Origin of the sequence: Paenibacillus sp. FSL H8-0079 (assembly GCF_037991315.1) — a bacterium.
In the GTDB taxonomy this organism is placed as follows: Bacteria; Bacillota; Bacilli; order Paenibacillales; family Paenibacillaceae; genus Paenibacillus.
This window is the reverse complement of sequence record NZ_CP150300.1, coordinates 2,570,641-2,590,179: the sequence shown is the minus strand read 5'-3', so window position 1 is coordinate 2,590,179 and position 19,539 is coordinate 2,570,641. Positions and strand designations below refer to the sequence as shown.

The window sequence follows — 19,539 nt, the reverse complement described above, 5'->3', positions numbered from 1 at the left end:
TCATCTGTCAGGCAGGCTTTTTGTCTCCAAAGAAGCTCATATCTTCCCATCCGTAGCCAACTTCAATCAAATCTTGACCAGCGATGCGGATGGACTGTGTATGGACTGGAGTACCTCCCATCTTCTCATAGAAGCGACAAGCTGAATTACGCTCCAAGGCCCATATGATCAAACTTTTCATATTAAGGGTTCGCAGATGATGAACCACATGTGTTGCCATTCGCTGACCTAGACCCGTTTGTTGCACTTCCTTCAGCAAATATATGGCGTACAGCTCTCCATCATAAGCTAATTTGCCTTCACGTTCCTTACCCCCACAAGCAAATCCGACAATGTTCCCATCATCCTGTTCAGCTACCACCAGGATCTGATCCTTTTCGCCAGAACGAATAGTCTTCTCCCACTGAGACAATCTTGATTCTATAGTCAAATGATCCAAAAAATCGTCGGGCACAATTCCGCGATATGTTGTTTTCCAACTCTCTGTATGTACATGGGCTATTCCCTGCGCATCCCCTTCACGCGCCTGCCTGATCTGCATGGCTATCACTCGCTTTCTCTCGTAACTGCCGCAACTTTACCATATTATATGTTCTTCTTTATATAATTCCAAATTCATCCACTTCAGTCCTGATGCCGCTAGGCAGGATTCGTAATCAAAAGTGGACTTTTGGAACTACCTCTTATAAAGTAAAATCCGGCCCTACGGCCGGATCGTTACTCTCGTGCCTACAGATACCTTGGAAGACAGATCCAGTACATCCGAGTTGTACATGCGTATACAACCATGGGAGACGGATTTGCCAATAAACCAGGGCTCATTGGTTCCGTGTATGCCATAATGGGGAGCAGACAGCCCCATCCAGAGCACGCCAAATGGCCCACCTGGATTCGATTGTTTGTTAATAATAGTGAACTCCCCGTTTGGAGTTTGCGTGAGCATCTTGCCGGTGGCCACAGGATAGCCCTTAATCACCTGATTGCCGTCCAGAAGATATAACATGTGGTCAGACAGATCTACAATAATCCTGTAATCTGGCATAATGACATCCCTCCTGACCTATCTTATGCAAGATACCGGATGATGCCCGCCTGATTTCAGGCTTCCTCCCACTCTTTCACACTACGGGAGTGCTTGGGTTTGCGACTATTGACCGGTTTGCTGGAAGCGGTACGCCTTCTGGATGCCACTTCTTCCTTGCGTTGCTGATATTGCAATTCCTTCTGCATTTTCAGATAATTATTCAGTCTTTTTTCATCCAATGAACCATCCTGTACGGCCTCTTTCACTGCACATCCAGCTTCCCGCGTATGACTGCAATCCAGAAATCTGCACGTGGCCGCAAGTTCTTCAATTTCTCCAAACGCATGCGACAGCCCATCATTGCCCTCATCCCAGAGATTAAGCTCGCGCATTCCTGGAGTATCAATCAATACGGCTCCCTGTGGAAGTACAAACATCTCCCGGTGTGTTGTCGTATGTCTCCCACGACTATCTCCCTCGCGGACGGATTGCGTAAGCTGCACATCCTCACCCATCATCCAGTTCACCAGCGTAGACTTGCCACTGCCAGAAGATCCTGTGAGCGCAACAGTCAGCCCTGGCTGCAAGTATCGTTCCAGTAAGGATTTACCTTGACCCTCCACTGCAGATATCGCAAGCACTTCAACGCCTGGAGCAATCCCTTCTACACTTCGGATCTGTACTTCCACATTGTTGCACAGATCACTTTTACTCAAGACAATGACTGGCCTTACGCCACCATTCCAGGCCATCAGCACGTATCTTTCGAGTCGTCTAAGGTTGAAATCATGATTAAGTGCTGCAACGATCAGCAGTATATCTACGTTTGCGGCGATTAATTGTTCCTTGGTCACCGGACCTGCCGCCTGTCTCGATACCCTGCTCCGACGTGGCACCAGATGGTGAATAATTGCTTCTTCACCTGCCTGACCTGTAATGGCCACCCAATCCCCAACCGCTGGTACCAAGCTGGTCTCCAGACTATCATGACGCATTCGGCCCGAAATTCTTCCCCAGCATTCGCCCTCTTCTGTAATCAAACGTTGCAGTTGTCCATGGTCTGCGATAATTCTGGCTGGCTTTCTCTCCTGCTCTTCCATCCCTGTCTCTTGCCACAGTTCCTGCCACTTTGCAGACCAGCCGTACTTCTCAATATGGTTATCTAAAATAAAAATTCCTCCCAAAATAAGTTGTTTACTTCATTCAAGCCGAGTGAACCATCATCTCCGGTTCAGATCAAAACAAAAAACCACGAGTAGAAATACACCCGCGGCAATAAGTAGTTAGCCGAATTAAAGATCATCCCTTCTTGTAGATCTACCGGATAAAGTACTTAACCCTCCGATATAAACCATTCAGGAACACCCTTTTATTGGCAAACAAAAAAGCCGCGGGTGCGTCACCCGTGGCTTCTTCTGTGCATGTTACGTCACTTCACGTTACAATGGATAGCACTACCCATCTAACGCAAAATTACATGCATTGATCCGTTCCGGAGACGCTGTTCATATTCAAATTAACGTATACTGCATTTAAGTTTGTCATTAACAATCGCCTCCCTTGTAGAATTATCCATTATGTTACACACTGAGCTTCGCAGTTGTCAAGCCCAAACTATTTTTACCAGGCTACTCTATTGGACCTGATCCCAACGCGTCCACATTTCCTTCGGATTCAATTCATAGATCTCCTCTTCCCGATACATGAACTGATGCATGATAAATTCCCGCCGAATGGTGGCGAAATCTTCATGATACTTCTGTATAAATGTATTGATTTCTTTCTCTGTGTACTTCCGACCAAATTCAAGTTGCTCTACCAGATGACCAAGTACAATCAACTTTTTCTTGTATTGAGCCGGAATCTGACGCAGTCGTCCATCTTTGGAGAAAAAATTTCTCATAACAGACGCTTTCAATGTTTCGTTCACATCACTCATATCCGTAACCTCCTCTCGATTAAAGATAAAATCAACCGAAGCCTGTGCATTTTCGCGGATAAACGAAGGATTGAGTGTGAAATACACTGTATTTTTCTCCCGTCTTTCCTTAATCAGCGCTGCCTCTCTCAGCTTGGATGCATGATGTGTCACGGTTGGCTGTGACAGATTCAGCCGCTCGGCAAGTGCCTGTCCGTGCAGTTCACCCTGTGCCAACAACAGCAGCATGCGAAGCCGGGTCGGGTCAGCCAACGCTTTATGATAAGCCACAATTTTCTCCAGCTGCATCATCGTTCATCTCGCTTTCGATTAGATATATATCTAATTTGATATTAGTCTTTTCTTCTCTGCACGTCAATCCTTTGGATTCAAGGAAGCCTGTATGAGTTAAACTCACGCTTGAACTGGCATTAACCCGTTATTTACGGTAGGATTATATTGCTTGAAATAAGGAGGATTAAGAACATGGAAGATGTCATTATTATCGGCGGAGGCCCATGCGGTCTGTCTGCTGCCATTGAATGTGAGCGGCTGGGACTGTCCGCTGTGATCGTTGAGAAATACAATATCGTTCAATCTATTTATCTGTATCCAACCCATATGCAGTTTTTCAGCACAGCCCCGCTGCTTGAAATCGGAAACGTTCCGTTCAGCACACCTAATGATAAACCGTTTCGTTATGAAGCACTTGCCTATTATCGCAGGGTAGCCGAACATTTTGGACTGCGTGTTCATAACTATGAGGAAGCCCGTGAGATCAAACGTAAAGATGATGGCACGTTTGAGGTACATACGCTCAATCGACGCGGGGAGGCCATCGTACATGTTGGACGTAATGTAGTTGTAGCTACTGGTTATTTTGACCATCCTAACTATCTGGGCATCCCTGGAGAAGACAAAGATAAAGTAACCCACTACTTCCGGGAAGCCCACCCTTATACCCGTACGCGTGTTGCCATTATTGGTGGAAGCAACTCCGCGGTGGACGCGGCTATGGAACTGGTTCGTGTCGGAGCACATATTGATATGGTTTATCGCGGCAGTGGTCTGTCAGAACACATCAAACCATGGGTACGTCCGCTATTCGAGAGCATGGTGACGAAAGGCCGTATCACACTGCATCTAGAATCACGCGTGAATGAAATATTGGATGATTCGATTCGTCTGATACACACGGATGGTTCCACAAGTGAACTGGATAACGACTTTGTTCTGGCCATGACCGGTTTCCGCCCGGATCGCCATCTGCTCGCTTCCGTAGGTGTAGAGATGTCCGATGATATGGATAAACCCGTGTATGATGCGCAAACGATGGAAAGCAGCGTACCTGGTATATACGTGGGCGGAGTCATCGCTTCGGGGCGTAATGCCAATGAGGTCTTTATTGAATCCGGACGCTGGCATGGAAGGTACATTGCGGAACATATCGTTAGCAGACAACGTGGACAGACTGAAGGGAAATGAAGACCATGGACATGACTTCCCTGCTGTTGCTCGGATTTGCGGCCCTCGGCATTATCAGCAACAACACACCGGTGACCGTAGCGATGGTATTTCTGTTGTTGCTACGCGTCCTGAACCTGAATCAGGCATTTCCATGGCTTGAAAAATACGGACTTACACTGGGCATTATCATTCTGACCATTGGTGTGATGGCACCTCTTGCCAGTGGCAAGATGAGTCTGCAGACGATCGGTGAGTCTTTCCTGCACTGGAAATCACTGCTCGCCATTGGCGTAGGATTACTGGTGGCATATCTTGGAGGACGTGGCGCTACGCTGATGGGTACACAGCCAACTGTCGTTGCAGGGCTGTTAATCGGAACGGTACTTGGGGTTGCCCTGTTCAAGGGTGTACCTGTGGGTCCATTGATTGCGGCGGGAATTTTATCATTGCTACTGGGCAAATCCTGATCCAGGTTGTACGGGTGTAACCTGACATGCTCTGCAGATTGGCTGTATTTCCCACCGTTGTGTGATATACTTCTATTCATGCAAATTATGTACACGAGTCTACAGCAGAATAATCCATTTTGTGGTTATGCTGTTGCAGGAAATTATAGATTCACTTTGCAACTATTAATGGCGCAGGAGGATTAAGGAACCATGTCACGTCAGTTTATTACAGAAGCCGTGATGGTGGCCATTTACGGTCAATTGCTAGCGCCGCCCGCGCCTGTTGAATATATTGTTCCTTATACCACCATCCTTGAGCTATATGAATTCCAGACCAGTCCTGATCCCATGATGGATAACCCGGCAGATGATCAGCATGTGAAATCCAAAATCAATGAAATGATTTCTTATTTCGAGGAACCGCTGAATAAGAAAAAAATAGAGCGTGCATTACTTGTTCCATGGGCCAAAAGCCCCTCCATTTTATTTGGTGACCAAGTATCCATTGCCATTATCAATGCAATAGATACGGCACAGTACGGGGAATATTTCGATCCCATTGAGACCGAACTGCTGCTGACATCTCAGCGCCTGAGTATCCCGATTCTCACCGATCAGGTTGAACTGATCGCACGTATTATTGAATCGGAATCACCTGTACAGGTATTTGATATTGATGATTTTGATTTTGCGATGGATGATGAACCACTGGATCAGGTGTAATTCATACATGGAGTGCACGGAAATCGGACAAAAAAATGACCTCAGTACCCACTTTGTCGTGGATACCGAGGTCATTTTTGCGTCAACACTTATTTTATTCCGCAATATCCTGCGTTAACAGGATTCGGCTAATCTCATTCAGAGGTGGTAACGACTCCAGCGCAAAAAACTTCAGACCCGCATCACTATTTACACGTGATTCCACAAGGTCATCCTGAATGATCTGTGTCCGGAACAAGGCAATGACATAATACTCTTCATCTCCGCTCGAATGTACATACCGAAGATCAGGCCCTGAATACAGACCTTCCAGTGTCATGATATCAGTAGTCCAACCTGTCTCTTCCCATAGCTCCCGATGTGCGGCATCTTCAATGGCTTCACCCGGACGCATCTCACCGGCTGGCATACGCCAATGACCATGCTCAGCGTGCTGAATCAGCAGCAATTCACCTTGTTCGTTCTCAGCCCGCACCGCCGCTTTTACAACAATATGAGAGCGTTTTGCGATATATTGGGCCAAATCTCGGGCTGGCAGGTTCACTGCTTATCCCCTCCTCCTACTCGGAAGCCGGTGGCCACCTGTGATTCATCTATTGCTTTACAGACACACCCTATACTTCGGTATAACGATATTCGATATCCTGACCTTCATCAACGATATCCACATGCAGTTGGTGCCCTTTCAGATACCAATAATCGTGATCTTCCATAAAAAATTGAATCCCCGACACTTCGGTTTGATCCGCAGGATGTCTTGGTTTCTCCACAGCAATGCCGAGCGAAAATCCAGGATGAAGACCTCCGCCAGAGCTATAACGGGCAAAAAATCGGATGCTGTCTCCCTCGTTCAAATTCAGTTCTTCCTTGTACCAGCGAGCAGCTTGATCGGATACATGTATGGTACTCATTTGGTGTCAGCTCCTTCTGTATATATATGTTCCATCATATCTCTACAAGGACCTGAACACAAACCCCAGTGACCACATAAAGACAAAATAAGTTGTGAAAAATGTTTGACAGATTGTAAAAGCCGATGTTAAGATGCAAACATACGAGGTCTACATTGCATTTATTTCCAAAAAAAGAAAGGGTGATTACGGTGTTTAACAAACATATGATAGGTCAATTCAGCACACAATTAAATACCGGAGTACACCCGAAATCATTATTCTGTTCATAAGTCGGCATGACAAGGCGTTCTTTCATTAGAACCTCTGTGATGTTTACTCACAATCGAACTTATGTATGGTGGCGGCTCTGTTCTCGGAGCCATGCTGCCGTATGATTATATGAAGACATACCGCCTGCGTGCGGTATGTCTTTTTTTGTGGGTACATTTCGGCATACATGAACGGAATCTGCATTTCACGGACATTGAAAGGAAGGGATAACACTTGTTCTCTGTACTTAAAAACCTGGCCTGGTTCTTCCGGCTGGAACGCAAACGATACCTGACCGGTGTCATTTTGCTCATCCTGGTGGGCGTTGCCGAACTGCTGCCTCCCCGTCTTCTTGGCAATGCCATCGACGAGATTGTGCGCGGTTCCATTACCGGCACCTCACTTACCCGTTATATCTTGCTTATTCTGGGAACGGTCATCATTATCTATCTGGTTACATACGTTTGGATGCACAAACTGTTCGGTGGAGCCAATCTGGTGGAACGGCTGCTTCGTTCACGCTTCATGGACCACTTGTTACGGATGACTCCGCCCTTTTTTGAGAAAAACAGAACAGGAGATCTGATGGCTCGGGCCACCAATGATCTTCGTTCCATTGCTACTACAGCAGGCTTCGGCATGCTGACCTTAACAGACTCTACGGCCTTTCTAGCCACTGTATTGTTCGCCATGGGTTTTTTGGTCAGTTGGAAACTGACCTTGGCGGCAATCCTGCCATTACCTTTTATCGCCATTGCCATGATGATCTATGGTAAAGCTGTACATCAACGTTACACTCTGGCACAGGATGCATTCGGAGATATGAATGACCAGGTGCTGGAATCCATCGCCGGTATTCGTGTCGTGCGTGCCTATGTGCAGGAACGTCTGGATGAGAAACGGTTCGCCGATGTGACCGAAGATGTATATCGTAAAAACCTGGCTGTTGCCAGAATGGATGCCCTATTTGAACCCACCATCCGACTCTTCGTTGGACTCAGTTATGTGATTGCACTTGCCTACGGCATATATCTTGTATTTCATAATGAAATTACCCTGGGGGATCTCGTATCGTTCAATATGTACCTGGGGATGATGATCTGGCCTATGTTCGCCATCGGCGAATTAATTAACCTGATGCAGCGCGGTAGCGCTTCACTTGATCGGGTCAACGAGACTTTATCCGTAGAACCTGCCGTACAAGATGTGGAGCAACCTGCTCACGTTACGAATCCGGAAGAAATTGCGATGCAGGATGTTACCTTCCGTTACCCTAGCTCCACTGTCGACAATCTTAGTCATATCAGCTTTTCGCTGCGACGGGGTCAGACATTGGGTGTTGTGGGCCGTACAGGTAGTGGTAAGTCTACTTTGCTCAAACAACTGCTTCATGAATACCCTGCCGGTTCGGGCACATTAAGCATCTCTGGTCATCCGATTCAGGATATCGCCAAAGATGACTTGCACAGCTGGATCGGGTACGTACCACAGGAACAAGTCCTGTTCTCCAAATCAGTTCGTCAGAACATTCAATTCGGTAAGCATGGTGCCAGTGATGAAGTGATCATGGAAGCCATTCGTACCGCCGCTTTTGACGGGGATCTGGGAACCTTATCGGATGGACTGGATACACTTGTTGGTGAAAAAGGAATCTCTCTGTCCGGTGGACAGAAACAGCGGGTATCGCTGGCGCGTGCCTTTATTGCTAACCCTGATATTCTGATCCTTGATGATGCCTTATCTGCGGTCGATGCACGTACTGAAGCTAAAATCATTGAAAATATTCGCAACAAACGCTCGGGTAAAACTACGCTGATCTCGACGCATCGCCTGTCCGCTATCGAACATGCTGACCGAATCATCGTACTGGAGCACGGGAAAATTACGGAAGAAGGTACTCACCAGGAACTGTTAGCCATGAACGGCTGGTACCGTGAACAGTATGAACGGCAACAGGTCGAGTCCAATTTGTCCACGTAGGAGGTCAATTCATTGAAGTCTAATACAGGCAAAAGGCTGCTTGATTACGCCTTAAAAGCCAAAGGAACATTTATCGCTGCATTAATTATGCTTACCATTGGTGTTGCGGCCGAGCTCGCCGGGCCATTCATTGCCAAATCCATGATCGACAATCATTTGCTCGCGATTGAGCAGCCTTTCTATGAGACGACCGCTTCGGATGAAGCCGCAGTCTACAACGGTAAGAACTACAAACGCGAAGGCTTGTTCGAACCAGATGAAAGCAAAGGTTCTGAAGTGCGAGTATTACAAGCAGGTAGAAGTTTTTATTTTGTAAACGAACCGGTAAGTGCACCTGACGGAGACCGCGTCTATGCGGATGGAACCCTCACGGTTACACGCGCAGGCGAAGTGACAGGACAATATGCGGCAGCACCCCTGTCCGCTGGTGAACTCTTTGCTTTTTACAAACCGGAGATGCCCAGCATCTATCAATTAATTATGTACTACATGATCTTCCTCGTGATCTCGGTCATTATGGAGTTCGGTAAAACATTCTGGCTGCAGTCCTCAGCCAATAAAGTCATTCAAAGACTGCGTAACGATGTGTATGCCCATATTCAGCGACTGCCGGTGCACTTTTTTGATAATCTGCCCGCAGGTAAAGTTGTATCTCGGGTCACGAACGATACAGAGGCCGTCAAGGATCTATTCGTTGCTGTTCTTTCGAACTTTTTCTCAGGGATCATCACGATTATGGGTGTCTACGTCGCACTCTTCCTGCTTGATGTTCGCCTGGGTCTGATCTCGTTATTCGTGGTGCCGATGCTCATTGCGTGGATTGTACTCTATCGCAAATTCGCTACTCGCTACAACACGATCATTCGGTCAAGGCTGAGTGAGATCAATGCGATCATTAACGAGTCCATTCAGGGGATGTCCATTATCCGCGTATTCCGCCATCAGAAACAAACCAAGCAGGAATTCGAAGATCTGAATGATGACTATATGAAACACCAGAACAAAATGCTTAACCTGAATGCCTTCACCTCACACAACCTGGTTAACGTATTACGGAATATCGCCTTTGCAGTTGTGCTGTGGTACTTCGGTTCTAGCGTGTTGGATGGCACAAGTATTATCTCATTGGGTGTTCTGTATGCCTTCGTCGATGTCCTGGGCCGCTTGTTCCAGCCGATTACCGGCATGGTGAATCAGCTCGCCAACCTGGACTCCTCTCTCGTATCCGCCGGTCGCGTCTTTGAGCTGATGGATGAAAAGGGAGAAGCCGTAACCGATGGCTCTATGCCAAGATACAAGGGAAATGTTGTATTTGACGATGTATCCTTTGCTTATAAAAAGGACTTCGTGCTCAACAATATCTCGTTTAAAGCATCGCAAGGTCAGACGGTCGCTCTGGTCGGTCATACCGGTTCCGGTAAAAGCTCGATCATCAACCTGCTGTTCCGGTTCTATGATCCGCAAAAAGGCAAGATCACGATCGACGGTCAGAACGTCAAGGATCTGCCCAAACAGTGGATTCGGGAGCACATGGGTATCGTACTGCAAGACCCGTATCTGTTCACAGGTACGATTGCTTCCAATGTTAGTCTCGGTGATGAGAAGATCTCCCGTGAACGTATTGAACAGGCGCTGCGGGATGTAGGAGCTGAACGTATACTGGCTCATCTCCCTCAAGGCTTTGACGAACCTGTCATCGAAAAAGGAAGTACATTGTCTGCTGGGCAACGCCAATTGATCTCCTTTGCTCGGGCACTGGCGTTTGATCCCGCCATCCTCATTTTGGATGAAGCGACAGCCAATATTGATACGGAAACAGAAGCTTTGATTCAGAACGCACTCGAAGTCCTCAAAAAAGGACGTACCACCTTTATCATTGCTCACCGTCTTTCCACTATTCGTTCGGCAGATCAGATTCTGGTTCTGCATCGCGGGCGTATCGTCGAGCAAGGTGCACATGATGAACTGATGGAGCTTAAAGGCCGCTATTATAAGATGTATCAGCTCCAGCAAGGTGCACAAGCAGCAGCGGGTGCAACCAGCGAGAATCCGTCGGGCGAGATCATTCCAACCTCAACCTCCTTTGCCGGAGGCAATGCATAATATAGTTAATACAGAAATTCTTGTACTAAACTAATCAGAAATGATATGCGCTCAACAAGCAACACAAAAACCGATCTACACGGCTACCTTAGGGGCTGGTATTACCCCCTTTAAGTAGACACTTGAAAAAACCTTCATGTTATCATGAGGGTTCAAGTGACACTTGGAGGGGATATTTTTATGGCCAAAAAAGGACAAACATTTCACACGTATACCGAAGAATTTAAATTGAATGCGGTTAGATCCTATGTCGAAGGTTCTTCAAGCTACAAGGTGGTCGCTGATCGCGATGGAATTAGAAACTGTTCACAACTGAAGGTGTGGGTAAAAAAATGGATAAACGGGGAAACGTTCGATGAGCGAAAAAACAATGTTCCGAATCCACTGAAAGGACGGCCTCGTACTGCCTTTAGCAGTGTAGAAGAAGAACGGGACTACCTTCAAGCACAGGTAGATTATTTAAAAAAGCGGTCTCCAAATCTAGTAAAGGAGAAGCACTGAGCCAACGGGAGAACTACGATATCATAGACGAATTGCGCTGCTCGCATGGCATTACACGCCTATTATCGATTACAGGAATCCCCCGTTCCAGTAACGCGTGCATCGAATCTTTCTTTTCGCATCTCAAAACAGAGAAGCTGTACCTTAACCAGTGTAATTCAGAAGCCGAGATTCGACAAGCCGTGGAAGATTACTTGTACAATTACAACTACCGACGCTTTCAAGCCAAACTCAAACAACGCGCACCGATTGAATATCGATGACGCTGGCAGCATAGCTTTTTTCATCTGTCTACTTGACAGGGGTATGACCAGAAAGGCGTAAAGCCAGTCAAGGTTTTTAACTCTAAGTAAATTGAACCCCTTTAATATTATTTCTTTCCAACACCTCTTTAAGATCATCAGATAGAGGAACAGGCGATTTGTAATCTACATTTCTAACTAGTTGATGAATGCCTGGTAAAATTTAGAACTTACATGCTATTTTCTTAAAAATCGTTCCTTGTATTATAGTGTGCTCTGAATTAGTTTTATCTATTATCTCAACAGTGCCTATTCTTCTTTAAACACACTTAATCTAATTCATAGAATTTTTTCACAGAAATTACTTCAATAGCCTTACAATAGAAATCAATGAATTGAAATCCATCGTTTTCACCGTACCCGCTATCATCATGTACATGGTATTCTTGCCAACTTACAATCCCTTCTTTTTTCAAATCTCGAATAATCAGACCTTTGGTTAATGGAAAAGTTAAGGCTTTGTGAATTGTCAGATCATTTATTTCATGATAGCGAATTTTTAGTTTAAAAGGTTCCATTGAACTTAAAAGAGTTACTTTGAAAGTCAGATCAAGATTCCCAACAAAATTATTGTAAAAATCTTCCTCAACACCATAAACTACTTTTATAATCCTATTATATACCCAAGAATCCTTAAATGTGTTTAGAATTAATTCTTCATTTATCATAATATACTATTGACACCTCCAAATCTCAGTCGACATAAACAATTTCATTTAATTTCGGATCAATTTCGCTTTTTCTCATTCTACCTGTAGTGGTATCTAGAGTATACAGTATTCTTTCTTTTATACTTTTCCCAGCGTCTTGATATGACTACCGACGCTTTCAAGCCAAACTCAAACAACGCGCACCGATTGAATATCGATGCGCGCTGGCAGCATAGCTTTTTTTCATCTGTCTACTTGACAGGGGTATGACCACAGTTTGCAGTGCAGATCGGTTTTTTATTTTTATCTGGAGCTATGCTCCGATACTGTGTATTTCGCTCAGACAAAAAAAACAATCCGCGCGCAACCTTCATGGCTGCTGCGGACTGTCTATCCATCCTTTGATCGTATACCCCATGTACATCACGGTCTCTCTTGCGAGAAAAGGAAACTTGCTGCGCCAAGTTCGGTAAGCCGTTGTACGTGTCGGAGAGGGTACAGCATCCATACCCAGTCCAGCAGCCAGCTTCATGGCCCGTTTCATATGTAAAGGATCACTCACAATCGTATACGTTTCATAATCGGCCTGTTCACCTATTGGAATTGAATGGATCAGATTCTCCTCGGTGATTCGAGATTCGGTCTCTACGCGAATGTCCGCTGGATCTACGCCATGGGCAATAGCATACTTCCGACCAACTTCAGCTTCCGTATGCTCTCCATCACCACTTGACCCGCCTGTAAAAAGCAGGTTTCGAACGGTACCCTGACGGTATAATTCAATCCCATGTTCAATACGTTCACGAAATACAGGTGAAGGGTTATCTCCCTCCACGGCTGCACCCAGAATGATCGCTGCATCCGATATCCTGGACGAATCCTCATCCGTATATGCTGATATACGCACTGCCGTAACCACAGTCCATAGAATTCCAAGCAATACTATAGCTAGAGCCGTGATTACAATCCAGCGTTTCGGTTTCCGTTTGCTTTTCATTCATTCTCTTCCAAAGCCCTTGCGTGCATGCTCTCGGCATGCATACGTTCCAGCGTTTGCAAAGCTGCTGCGGATTCGGCATCCAGACCAAGCTCTGCAATCCAGGCACCCGTATATTGCTGAAGACTGATCTCCAGCTCCTGAGCGCGGTCTTTGAAATCCTCCAATTCCTTAATCATGCGTGATCGTCCTTCCGGACTGAACGTCTCATGGATTCGTTCCTTGAAGTAGTGATGTACGATACGATTACGTTGCTGCCACAATTCATTCAATTGGTGAGTCTCTTCCTCAGAAAAGGTAAAATGATGGCGTACCTCATGGATGAGTTGCCCCAATGAACTGCTCATCTTTCGTTCGTACAGATCTTCCAGATCCTCTTCAGACACGGCCTTGCCCTGAGACATTTTCATTAATAAAATCAGATTGACCAGTTGCTGTTCAAGCGCCTGACCATAGTACACGGCCAATCCGTAATAGGCAAACAATTCCCTGGAGTGTTCGCTGTCCAGCATGTCACCATTCTGGATGTCTGTATTTTGCATATGCGAGCGCCCCCTTCAACCGTACCATGTTATCCATTCCATGTCCCTCTATCCTAACCAAACCAAGAGCAACATTCAAGTTATCGGGAAGCGCGGCTTCTAACTCCGTAAATCTCTTCTTCCGGACAGCCACACATGGATGATTAGTAACCCAGATGCATAGAGCACAGTCCATAGCGTAACCGAAACAAAGGAGCTCATTTTTGATTCATCGAATAACATCATCTCACGAACCTGATAAAAGGCTGGTGGCAGAATACGGCCAAGCCATTGTAACGAATCAGGTAGACGTTCACTTACGGAACCCTGGATAAATGATAGTAATAGTACAATAATGAGGGCCGGCATACTACGACTGAGCATGGGAATGTATGATTTTTGAAAAAATACACCGATACCTAATCCCAGCAGTGATAGCCCCAGATGTCCTAACCAAGCCATCATCCACTCCTCACCTGTGGGCTGTCTATCGAACATCCCCGCGAACACGGGATACAGCACAGTGATTGCGGTGAGTATGAATTGCATTATCCAGGCACAGATGAATTGGCCCATTGCAACCTTACGTCTGCTTCCTGCATGAAGGACAAGCAGGTGATACTGCCTCGCAGGTTCCGTATTCATCACCATTACTCCGAGCCAAGCAGCTGCCAGAAATAACAGCATCGCCGTGACACTGTAACTGTCCGCAATAGGATTAGGTTTGTAGGAATAGATCAGCAACATGGTAATGATATAAAAGATGACCGGTGCAAAATATTTCTGTGAGCGGATGTGATGCCTTAACATATATCGGGTTAGATAGATCATTGGACTTCTCCCCCCTCATCTTCCATGAAAGAGCCTAAGCCCACAGATTCAATGACACCTCTACGACTCGCATGTGCAGCTGGATGTTGTCCTTCCAGCAGACTTTCCATATGTAATTGACTTTCTTCCTGTTGTACAGACACAACCGAACCTCCGGATGCCAGAATCATTCTGAGAACATCATCTGTTGATTTCGGAACCACTTTCCAATCCCACAACCAAGAATTTGATTTTTCCGAGCTTGTATTACGAACTAAAGACAGCACTCCCGATTGTTTTAAAATGGATGGATCGTTAGCCAAATCCTCTTCAGTTTCCGTCAGACTTTGAATATGTACAACTGGCTCGCCGGCTTGTAATAAATCCTCACGACTCCAGTAGCGGAGTACGCGACCTTTCTGCAATACCATCACTTGGTCTGCCAAACGTTCAATAAGCAATGGTTCATGGCAAGCTGTAACGATGGATGTTCCTTCAACCTTCCATTGTCCCAATAAGGATACAATTGCCTCTTGAGCTGGGATATCCAAGCCTGACAACGGTTCATCCAGCAGCAAAAGACCACCCGGTCCAGGTAACAGGGCCTGAATCAAATTTACTTTTTGCAATGTGCCCTTGGATAATAAGGGTAACTTCTGATCGATCGCGGTATCCAGATATAAAAGTTCACTAAGTTCTCTAATCCGCTCACGCAGTATTTCGGGGCGGATGCCCCGAATCCGTCCCATGTCCCACAAGTACTCTCCAGCGGTAAAGGGTAACCGTGGCAGGCCATCTACTGCATATCCATCAGAACCCTTCATTGTGCGCTGGATCGATCCTGTATCAGGTAACAAACTGCCCGCCAATATACGTAGCAACGTGCTTTTGCCAGAACCGTTTCTGCCAACAAGCACAGCACATTCGCCCTGCTTCACTTCCAGTTTAATTTGATTCAGCACCTGAGCAGTACCTAATCGCTTGCTCACTTGTTGAAGCACTATACCTCGACCTGATGAGTCTAGTGTAGCTTGATCGGACTTCTTGAAAAGACCACGTGTACTCCATGTCATTGGGATCACATCCGTTCCGGAGCCTGCACACCAAGCAAATACAGACTGTGCGCGAGGCGTTCGGCAGTCCGTTCAGCCAAGGCCACCCGGAAAGATCTTACATCGGATGGCGCATCTGCAATCCGTTCAGCGTGATAGAAGCGGTTGAACGCTTGAGCGACATTTATTGTATATTTGGCAATGACCGAAGGCTCATTCCGATGAATTGCTTTTTCCAGATACTCGGGATAATCAGTCAGCAATTTCAGCAAGACCCATGAGTTATCTCCGATATGGGATGGAGTGGTCACTGTGTCATTCTTACCATGCGCAAGGCTGGGGTTACTCAAAGGATTTTCATTTTCCACACGGATCGCCTCTTCAGCTTTGGCAAGTACACTTTGAATCCGAGCATGCGTATATTGTACATAAGGTCCGGTCTCCCCTTCAAAACTCACCGCATCTTCCAATGAGAAGTCCACGTCATTAAGCCGATTATTACGCAGATCACCGAAGATAATGGCACCAACACCGACCGCCTCGGCCACCTTCTGAGGGTTCTCCAGATTCGGGTTTTTCTCCTGAATAATCTGTAGTGCACGAGCAACCGCCTCATCCAATACTTCCTGTAAAAAGACAACTTTACCCCGACGCGTAGACATTTTCCGTCCCTCAAAACGCATTAATCCAAACGGGATATGTTCACACTTCGCAGACCATTCATGCCCCATCCGGGCTAGGACTGCAAATACCTGACGGAAATGAAGCTTCTGCTCGCCTCCGACCACATATAACAACCGATCTGCCTTCATCACCTCATGACGATAGACCGCTGTAGCCAAATCCCGTGTAGGGTAGATTGTTGTGCCGTCTTTTTTGATAATGAGACACGGAGGCATGTTCTCGTCCTCCAGACGTACCACAAGCGCTCCATCACTATCTTCAAGTAAACCTTTCGCCTTGAGTTCTTCAACCACCGCGCCCATCTTGTCATTGTAAAAGCTCTCCCCCAGCGTATGGTCGAATTGTACATTCAGACGTTCATACATCTTGTTGAATTCCTTCATGCTTACTTCCACAAAGAACGACCATAACCGCTGTGCTTCTTCATCCCCTTGCTCCAGCTTGCGGAACCAGTCCCGTGCCTCAATCTCCAGTGAAGGATCGTTCTCCGCCTCATCATGGAAGCGGACATAAAGCTCCAGGGACGCACGGATCGGGTCTGCCTGCAAGGCTTCCTCATTAACCCACCGTTTGTACGCTGTGATCTGCTTGCCAAACTGGGTGCCCCAATCTCCCAGATGATTCACGCTTACGGAGGTATAACCCGCTTCGTTATACAACCGATACAGTGCTGCACCAATTACAGTAGAACGCAAATGTCCGATTCCGAAGGGTTTTGCGATGTTAGGGGAAGACATATCAATCACGACACGTGAACCTTGACCAAGTTGAAGCTTACCGAATGTGGCATCCCCCAGTTCTTTTAGCAGATTCGGCGCGAGCTTCTCCCGATTGAAACGGATATTTACATACGGCCCGGCAGGAGTCGCTTCAATTCCAGAGGCCTGCAATCCAGTTGCGAGCTCGGTCGCAATGACTGCGGGTGCTTTTTTTAATGACTTCGCCAATACAAAACAAGGGAATGCTGCATCCCCCATATCCGCCTGCGGTGGGACCTCCAGTAATCTCATAACCTCTTTTTCATTCAATCCCGTTAAAGGGGCAATATCGGCTGCAGCCTGCTTCATCAACATGTCGAACACTCCTTATCCATTCATTATTGGCTGAAAATAAACACAAAAAAAAGCTCTCGTCTCTAAATAAGAGACGAGAGCTGACTTAACAGTTCCCGCGGTACCACTCTAAGTGAACAGTTACTCCTGATGTGCATCAACATGCATGCCAGTAGAACCTGCTCCGCTCGATGCGTATAACGGTCGCAAGCCGAGTTACCCTCAGACAGATATCGTACATCCACGATCAGGATGTATATATCTTTTCGGATAACCATCTCACGGGTGCGTTTCACTCAGGTCATGTCATACCGGCTTCCACCTCTCCCGGCTCGCTGTCATGTATGGATCTGGCTACTCTCCCGATCATTGATATTCTTCGTTTCAATTCATTGCCATCATTATACATACCATAATCAGACTTGGCAACCTGCATTAAAAATCCCCTACTGAAGGCAACATATAGGCACATCGTCTCAGATGCCTGTGTTCGTTGCTTTCCTTAGGGGACCAACATATTATCCGTTTTAATTATATATTCCGGAGAAATGATATTTACGCTACGACTGCCATCAACCGGCAAGCTTCTGCACATCTGCGGCACGCCTCTGCACACGCTTGGCAATGACTATGCTGGTGTTTACCACACTCTGCGGCACAAGCTTCACAAGCTTTCACACACAATTCGCATATTTCGGCAATGAAATCACTTCCACGTGTCATCGCTTGTGCAGCAAAACTGCAAATCTCCGCACATTCCCGATTCAAACGAATGCAATCACGCAGCATCGCCAGATCATATTCTTTCAAGCTCGATATGTAACATACGTTGCAAGCATTCATACACTCCAGGCAAGCATCGATACATTGTTGATATTGTTGTTGTGTCATTTAAAGTTACCTCCCAGGCAAAGTTTGCTATGCTTCTTAATACCCAGTACGGAGGAACATTGAATCATCTAGCCTACTTTATCGCTTCCAATTCCAGTAATTGGTCACGAATGACAGTTTGGTCAAAATGTTCACCTATAAACACAGCCACATTAGGGACATCTCCCTGAGGTGTGATCTTCATATAATCCGATTCACGGTAAGCATACTGGAACCAGAAGCGGCTCGCCGTGTCGCTAAAGGATAAAATGCCTTTCGCTCGATATACATCCCGTGGCAATGCGGATACAAATTGTTCAAACGCTTCGCTGTTCACCGGATGACTGAAATAATGTGTATACACCATGACATGTTCATGTGATGCATGAGGAGCGGAATGCTCATGAGAATGGTCATGAATATGGCTATGGGATGCGTCAGCATTCGGAGCATCATCTTGGACTGTATGATGTGTATGTTCATGTTCATGTCCATGACTGCATCCATATGCGCCACAGGCTTCCGAATGCACATGATGCTCTTGGTGAGCATGCTTACCTGCTTCAGAAGCTGAGTCATGGACGTGCACGTCTGCCCCGCTGCGAAGCAACAGATCCATCTCCACCGCACATTTGACCGTAGGTATTACAGGTGCGAAGCCATTCCATTTTGCCAAAAGCTGCTCCAAATCTTGCAGTTCCTGTGCACTCACCCGATCTGTTTTGTTCAAGAGAAGCACAGACGCACAACGAATCTGCTCCTGCATCAGTTTGAAGGTCTGCCCCTTCTGCTCCTGGTACAATCCAGATAGATGCGCTGCATCCACAACGGTAATGAGGCTTTTCAGTTCCAATCGCATGTAGAGTGAAGTCTCGGTGACCGCATCCAAAATTTCCATTGGATTTGCCGCACCCGTTGCTTCTATGATGATCACATCCGGGGATTCCTCCTGAACAAGTTCAGCAAGCTGCAATCCCAAGTCGCCACGTACGGTACAACAAATACATCCACCTAACATCTCCGTCATCGGAACGGTGGAATCCACAATCTGACCATCCAAATTAACTTCGCCCAACTCATTCATCACTACTGCGGGAAGCAATCCCTGCTGTTGCCAATGTTCGATCAACTGAACAAGCAGTGTTGTTTTGCCACTTCCCAAAAAGCCTGACAGTATATATACAGGTATGGATTTTTCTTTTAAAATCGTTTCGTTCATGCTTAAACACCTCTCTGATTATCCTCTTGTAACCTAGTCTATCTATATCTAGCG

At 46.3% G+C, this 19,539-nt stretch carries 21 protein-coding genes; 6 read left to right on the top strand and 15 right to left on the bottom strand.

The window, feature by feature from the left end:
* Positions 1-7: 7 nt before the first annotated feature.
* The 4 genes from MHI06_RS11765 to MHI06_RS11750 all read right to left on the bottom strand — a co-directional run bounded on the left by MHI06_RS11765 (position 8) and on the right by MHI06_RS11750 (position 3,251).
* Positions 8-541 carry a GNAT family N-acetyltransferase gene (locus MHI06_RS11765; protein ID WP_340402096.1) on the bottom strand — a complete coding sequence of 178 codons (534 nt, stop codon included), beginning with the start codon at positions 539-541 and terminating at the stop codon, positions 8-10.
* Positions 542-703: 162 nt separating this feature from the next.
* Positions 704-1,042, bottom strand: a complete 339-nt coding sequence (locus MHI06_RS11760; RefSeq protein ID WP_340401551.1) for a L,D-transpeptidase — start codon at positions 1,040-1,042, stop codon at positions 704-706.
* Between the two features lie 56 nt (positions 1,043-1,098).
* On the bottom strand, positions 1,099-2,208 hold the full coding sequence (gene rsgA / locus MHI06_RS11755) for a ribosome small subunit-dependent GTPase A (RefSeq protein WP_340401550.1): 1,110 nt from the start codon (positions 2,206-2,208) through the stop codon (positions 1,099-1,101).
* A gap of 449 nt (positions 2,209-2,657) precedes the next feature.
* Positions 2,658-3,251 (bottom strand): metalloregulator ArsR/SmtB family transcription factor, encoded by a 594-nt coding sequence (locus MHI06_RS11750; protein ID WP_340402095.1) that lies wholly within the window; start codon positions 3,249-3,251, stop codon positions 2,658-2,660.
* Positions 3,252-3,428: 177 nt separating this feature from the next.
* Here MHI06_RS11750 and MHI06_RS11745 point away from each other — a divergent pair, with 177 nt between their 5' ends.
* From MHI06_RS11745 to MHI06_RS11735, 3 genes are all read left to right on the top strand, one after another.
* Complete coding sequence (locus tag MHI06_RS11745) at positions 3,429-4,427, top strand: YpdA family putative bacillithiol disulfide reductase (protein WP_169478425.1); 999 nt, start codon at positions 3,429-3,431, stop codon at positions 4,425-4,427.
* 5 nt (positions 4,428-4,432) lie between these two features.
* Positions 4,433-4,876, top strand: a complete 444-nt coding sequence (locus tag MHI06_RS11740) for a DUF441 domain-containing protein (RefSeq protein ID WP_169478426.1) — start codon at positions 4,433-4,435, stop codon at positions 4,874-4,876.
* Between the two features lie 192 nt (positions 4,877-5,068).
* Complete coding sequence (locus MHI06_RS11735; protein ID WP_036609214.1) at positions 5,069-5,581, top strand: hypothetical protein; 513 nt, start codon at positions 5,069-5,071, stop codon at positions 5,579-5,581.
* A 94-nt stretch (positions 5,582-5,675) separates the two neighbouring features.
* On the opposite strand, the gene MHI06_RS11730 is transcribed toward MHI06_RS11735, so the two are convergent.
* Positions 5,676-6,125: an NUDIX domain-containing protein gene (locus MHI06_RS11730; protein WP_169478427.1), complete on the bottom strand. Its 450-nt coding sequence runs from the start codon at positions 6,123-6,125 to the stop codon at positions 5,676-5,678.
* A gap of 70 nt (positions 6,126-6,195) precedes the next feature.
* Positions 6,196-6,492 carry a HesB/YadR/YfhF family protein gene (locus MHI06_RS11725; RefSeq protein WP_036609218.1) on the bottom strand — a complete coding sequence of 99 codons (297 nt, stop codon included), beginning with the start codon at positions 6,490-6,492 and terminating at the stop codon, positions 6,196-6,198.
* Positions 6,493-6,978: 486 nt separating this feature from the next.
* Between MHI06_RS11725 and MHI06_RS11720 the strand changes: the two genes are divergently transcribed.
* The 3 genes from MHI06_RS11720 (at position 6,979) to MHI06_RS11710 (ending at position 11,328) form a co-directional block, all read left to right on the top strand.
* A complete protein-coding gene (locus MHI06_RS11720) occupies positions 6,979-8,724 on the top strand; it encodes an ABC transporter transmembrane domain-containing protein (protein WP_340401549.1) in 1,746 nt (581 codons plus the stop codon).
* 12 nt (positions 8,725-8,736) lie between these two features.
* Positions 8,737-10,827 carry an ABC transporter ATP-binding protein gene (locus MHI06_RS11715; protein ID WP_169478429.1) on the top strand — a complete coding sequence of 697 codons (2,091 nt, stop codon included), beginning with the start codon at positions 8,737-8,739 and terminating at the stop codon, positions 10,825-10,827.
* A gap of 180 nt (positions 10,828-11,007) precedes the next feature.
* Positions 11,008-11,328, top strand: a complete 321-nt coding sequence (locus tag MHI06_RS11710; RefSeq protein ID WP_340401548.1) for a transposase — start codon at positions 11,008-11,010, stop codon at positions 11,326-11,328.
* Positions 11,329-11,899: 571 nt separating this feature from the next.
* Here the strand turns inward: MHI06_RS11710 and MHI06_RS11705 are convergent.
* The 9 genes from MHI06_RS11705 to MHI06_RS11665 all read right to left on the bottom strand — a co-directional run bounded on the left by MHI06_RS11705 (position 11,900) and on the right by MHI06_RS11665 (position 19,485).
* Positions 11,900-12,298 carry a hypothetical protein gene (locus MHI06_RS11705; RefSeq protein WP_340401547.1) on the bottom strand — a complete coding sequence of 133 codons (399 nt, stop codon included), beginning with the start codon at positions 12,296-12,298 and terminating at the stop codon, positions 11,900-11,902.
* A gap of 352 nt (positions 12,299-12,650) precedes the next feature.
* Positions 12,651-13,277: a YdcF family protein gene (locus tag MHI06_RS11700; RefSeq protein ID WP_340401546.1), complete on the bottom strand. Its 627-nt coding sequence runs from the start codon at positions 13,275-13,277 to the stop codon at positions 12,651-12,653.
* Entirely contained in the window at positions 13,274-13,819 is a 546-nt protein-coding gene (locus MHI06_RS11695; RefSeq protein WP_062833868.1) for a hypothetical protein, read from the bottom strand. The genes MHI06_RS11700 and MHI06_RS11695 overlap by 4 nt, the downstream gene beginning before the upstream one ends.
* A gap of 99 nt (positions 13,820-13,918) precedes the next feature.
* Entirely contained in the window at positions 13,919-14,629 is a 711-nt protein-coding gene (locus MHI06_RS11690) for a hypothetical protein (protein WP_340401545.1), read from the bottom strand.
* Entirely contained in the window at positions 14,626-15,681 is a 1,056-nt protein-coding gene (locus tag MHI06_RS11685) for an ATP-binding cassette domain-containing protein (protein WP_340401544.1), read from the bottom strand. Before MHI06_RS11685 ends, MHI06_RS11690 begins: the two co-directional genes overlap by 4 nt.
* 5 nt (positions 15,682-15,686) lie before the next feature.
* Positions 15,687-17,417, bottom strand: coding sequence for an arginine--tRNA ligase (gene argS / locus MHI06_RS11680; protein WP_340401543.1), 1,731 nt, complete (start codon positions 17,415-17,417; stop codon positions 15,687-15,689).
* Positions 17,418-17,697: 280 nt separating this feature from the next.
* Complete coding sequence (locus tag MHI06_RS11675) at positions 17,698-17,832, bottom strand: hypothetical protein (protein ID WP_340401542.1); 135 nt, start codon at positions 17,830-17,832, stop codon at positions 17,698-17,700.
* A 119-nt stretch (positions 17,833-17,951) separates the two neighbouring features.
* Positions 17,952-18,287, bottom strand: coding sequence for a four-helix bundle copper-binding protein (locus MHI06_RS11670; RefSeq protein WP_169478435.1), 336 nt, complete (start codon positions 18,285-18,287; stop codon positions 17,952-17,954).
* 73 nt (positions 18,288-18,360) lie between these two features.
* Entirely contained in the window at positions 18,361-19,485 is a 1,125-nt protein-coding gene (locus tag MHI06_RS11665) for a GTP-binding protein (protein ID WP_340401541.1), read from the bottom strand.
* Positions 19,486-19,539 lie beyond the last annotated feature (54 nt).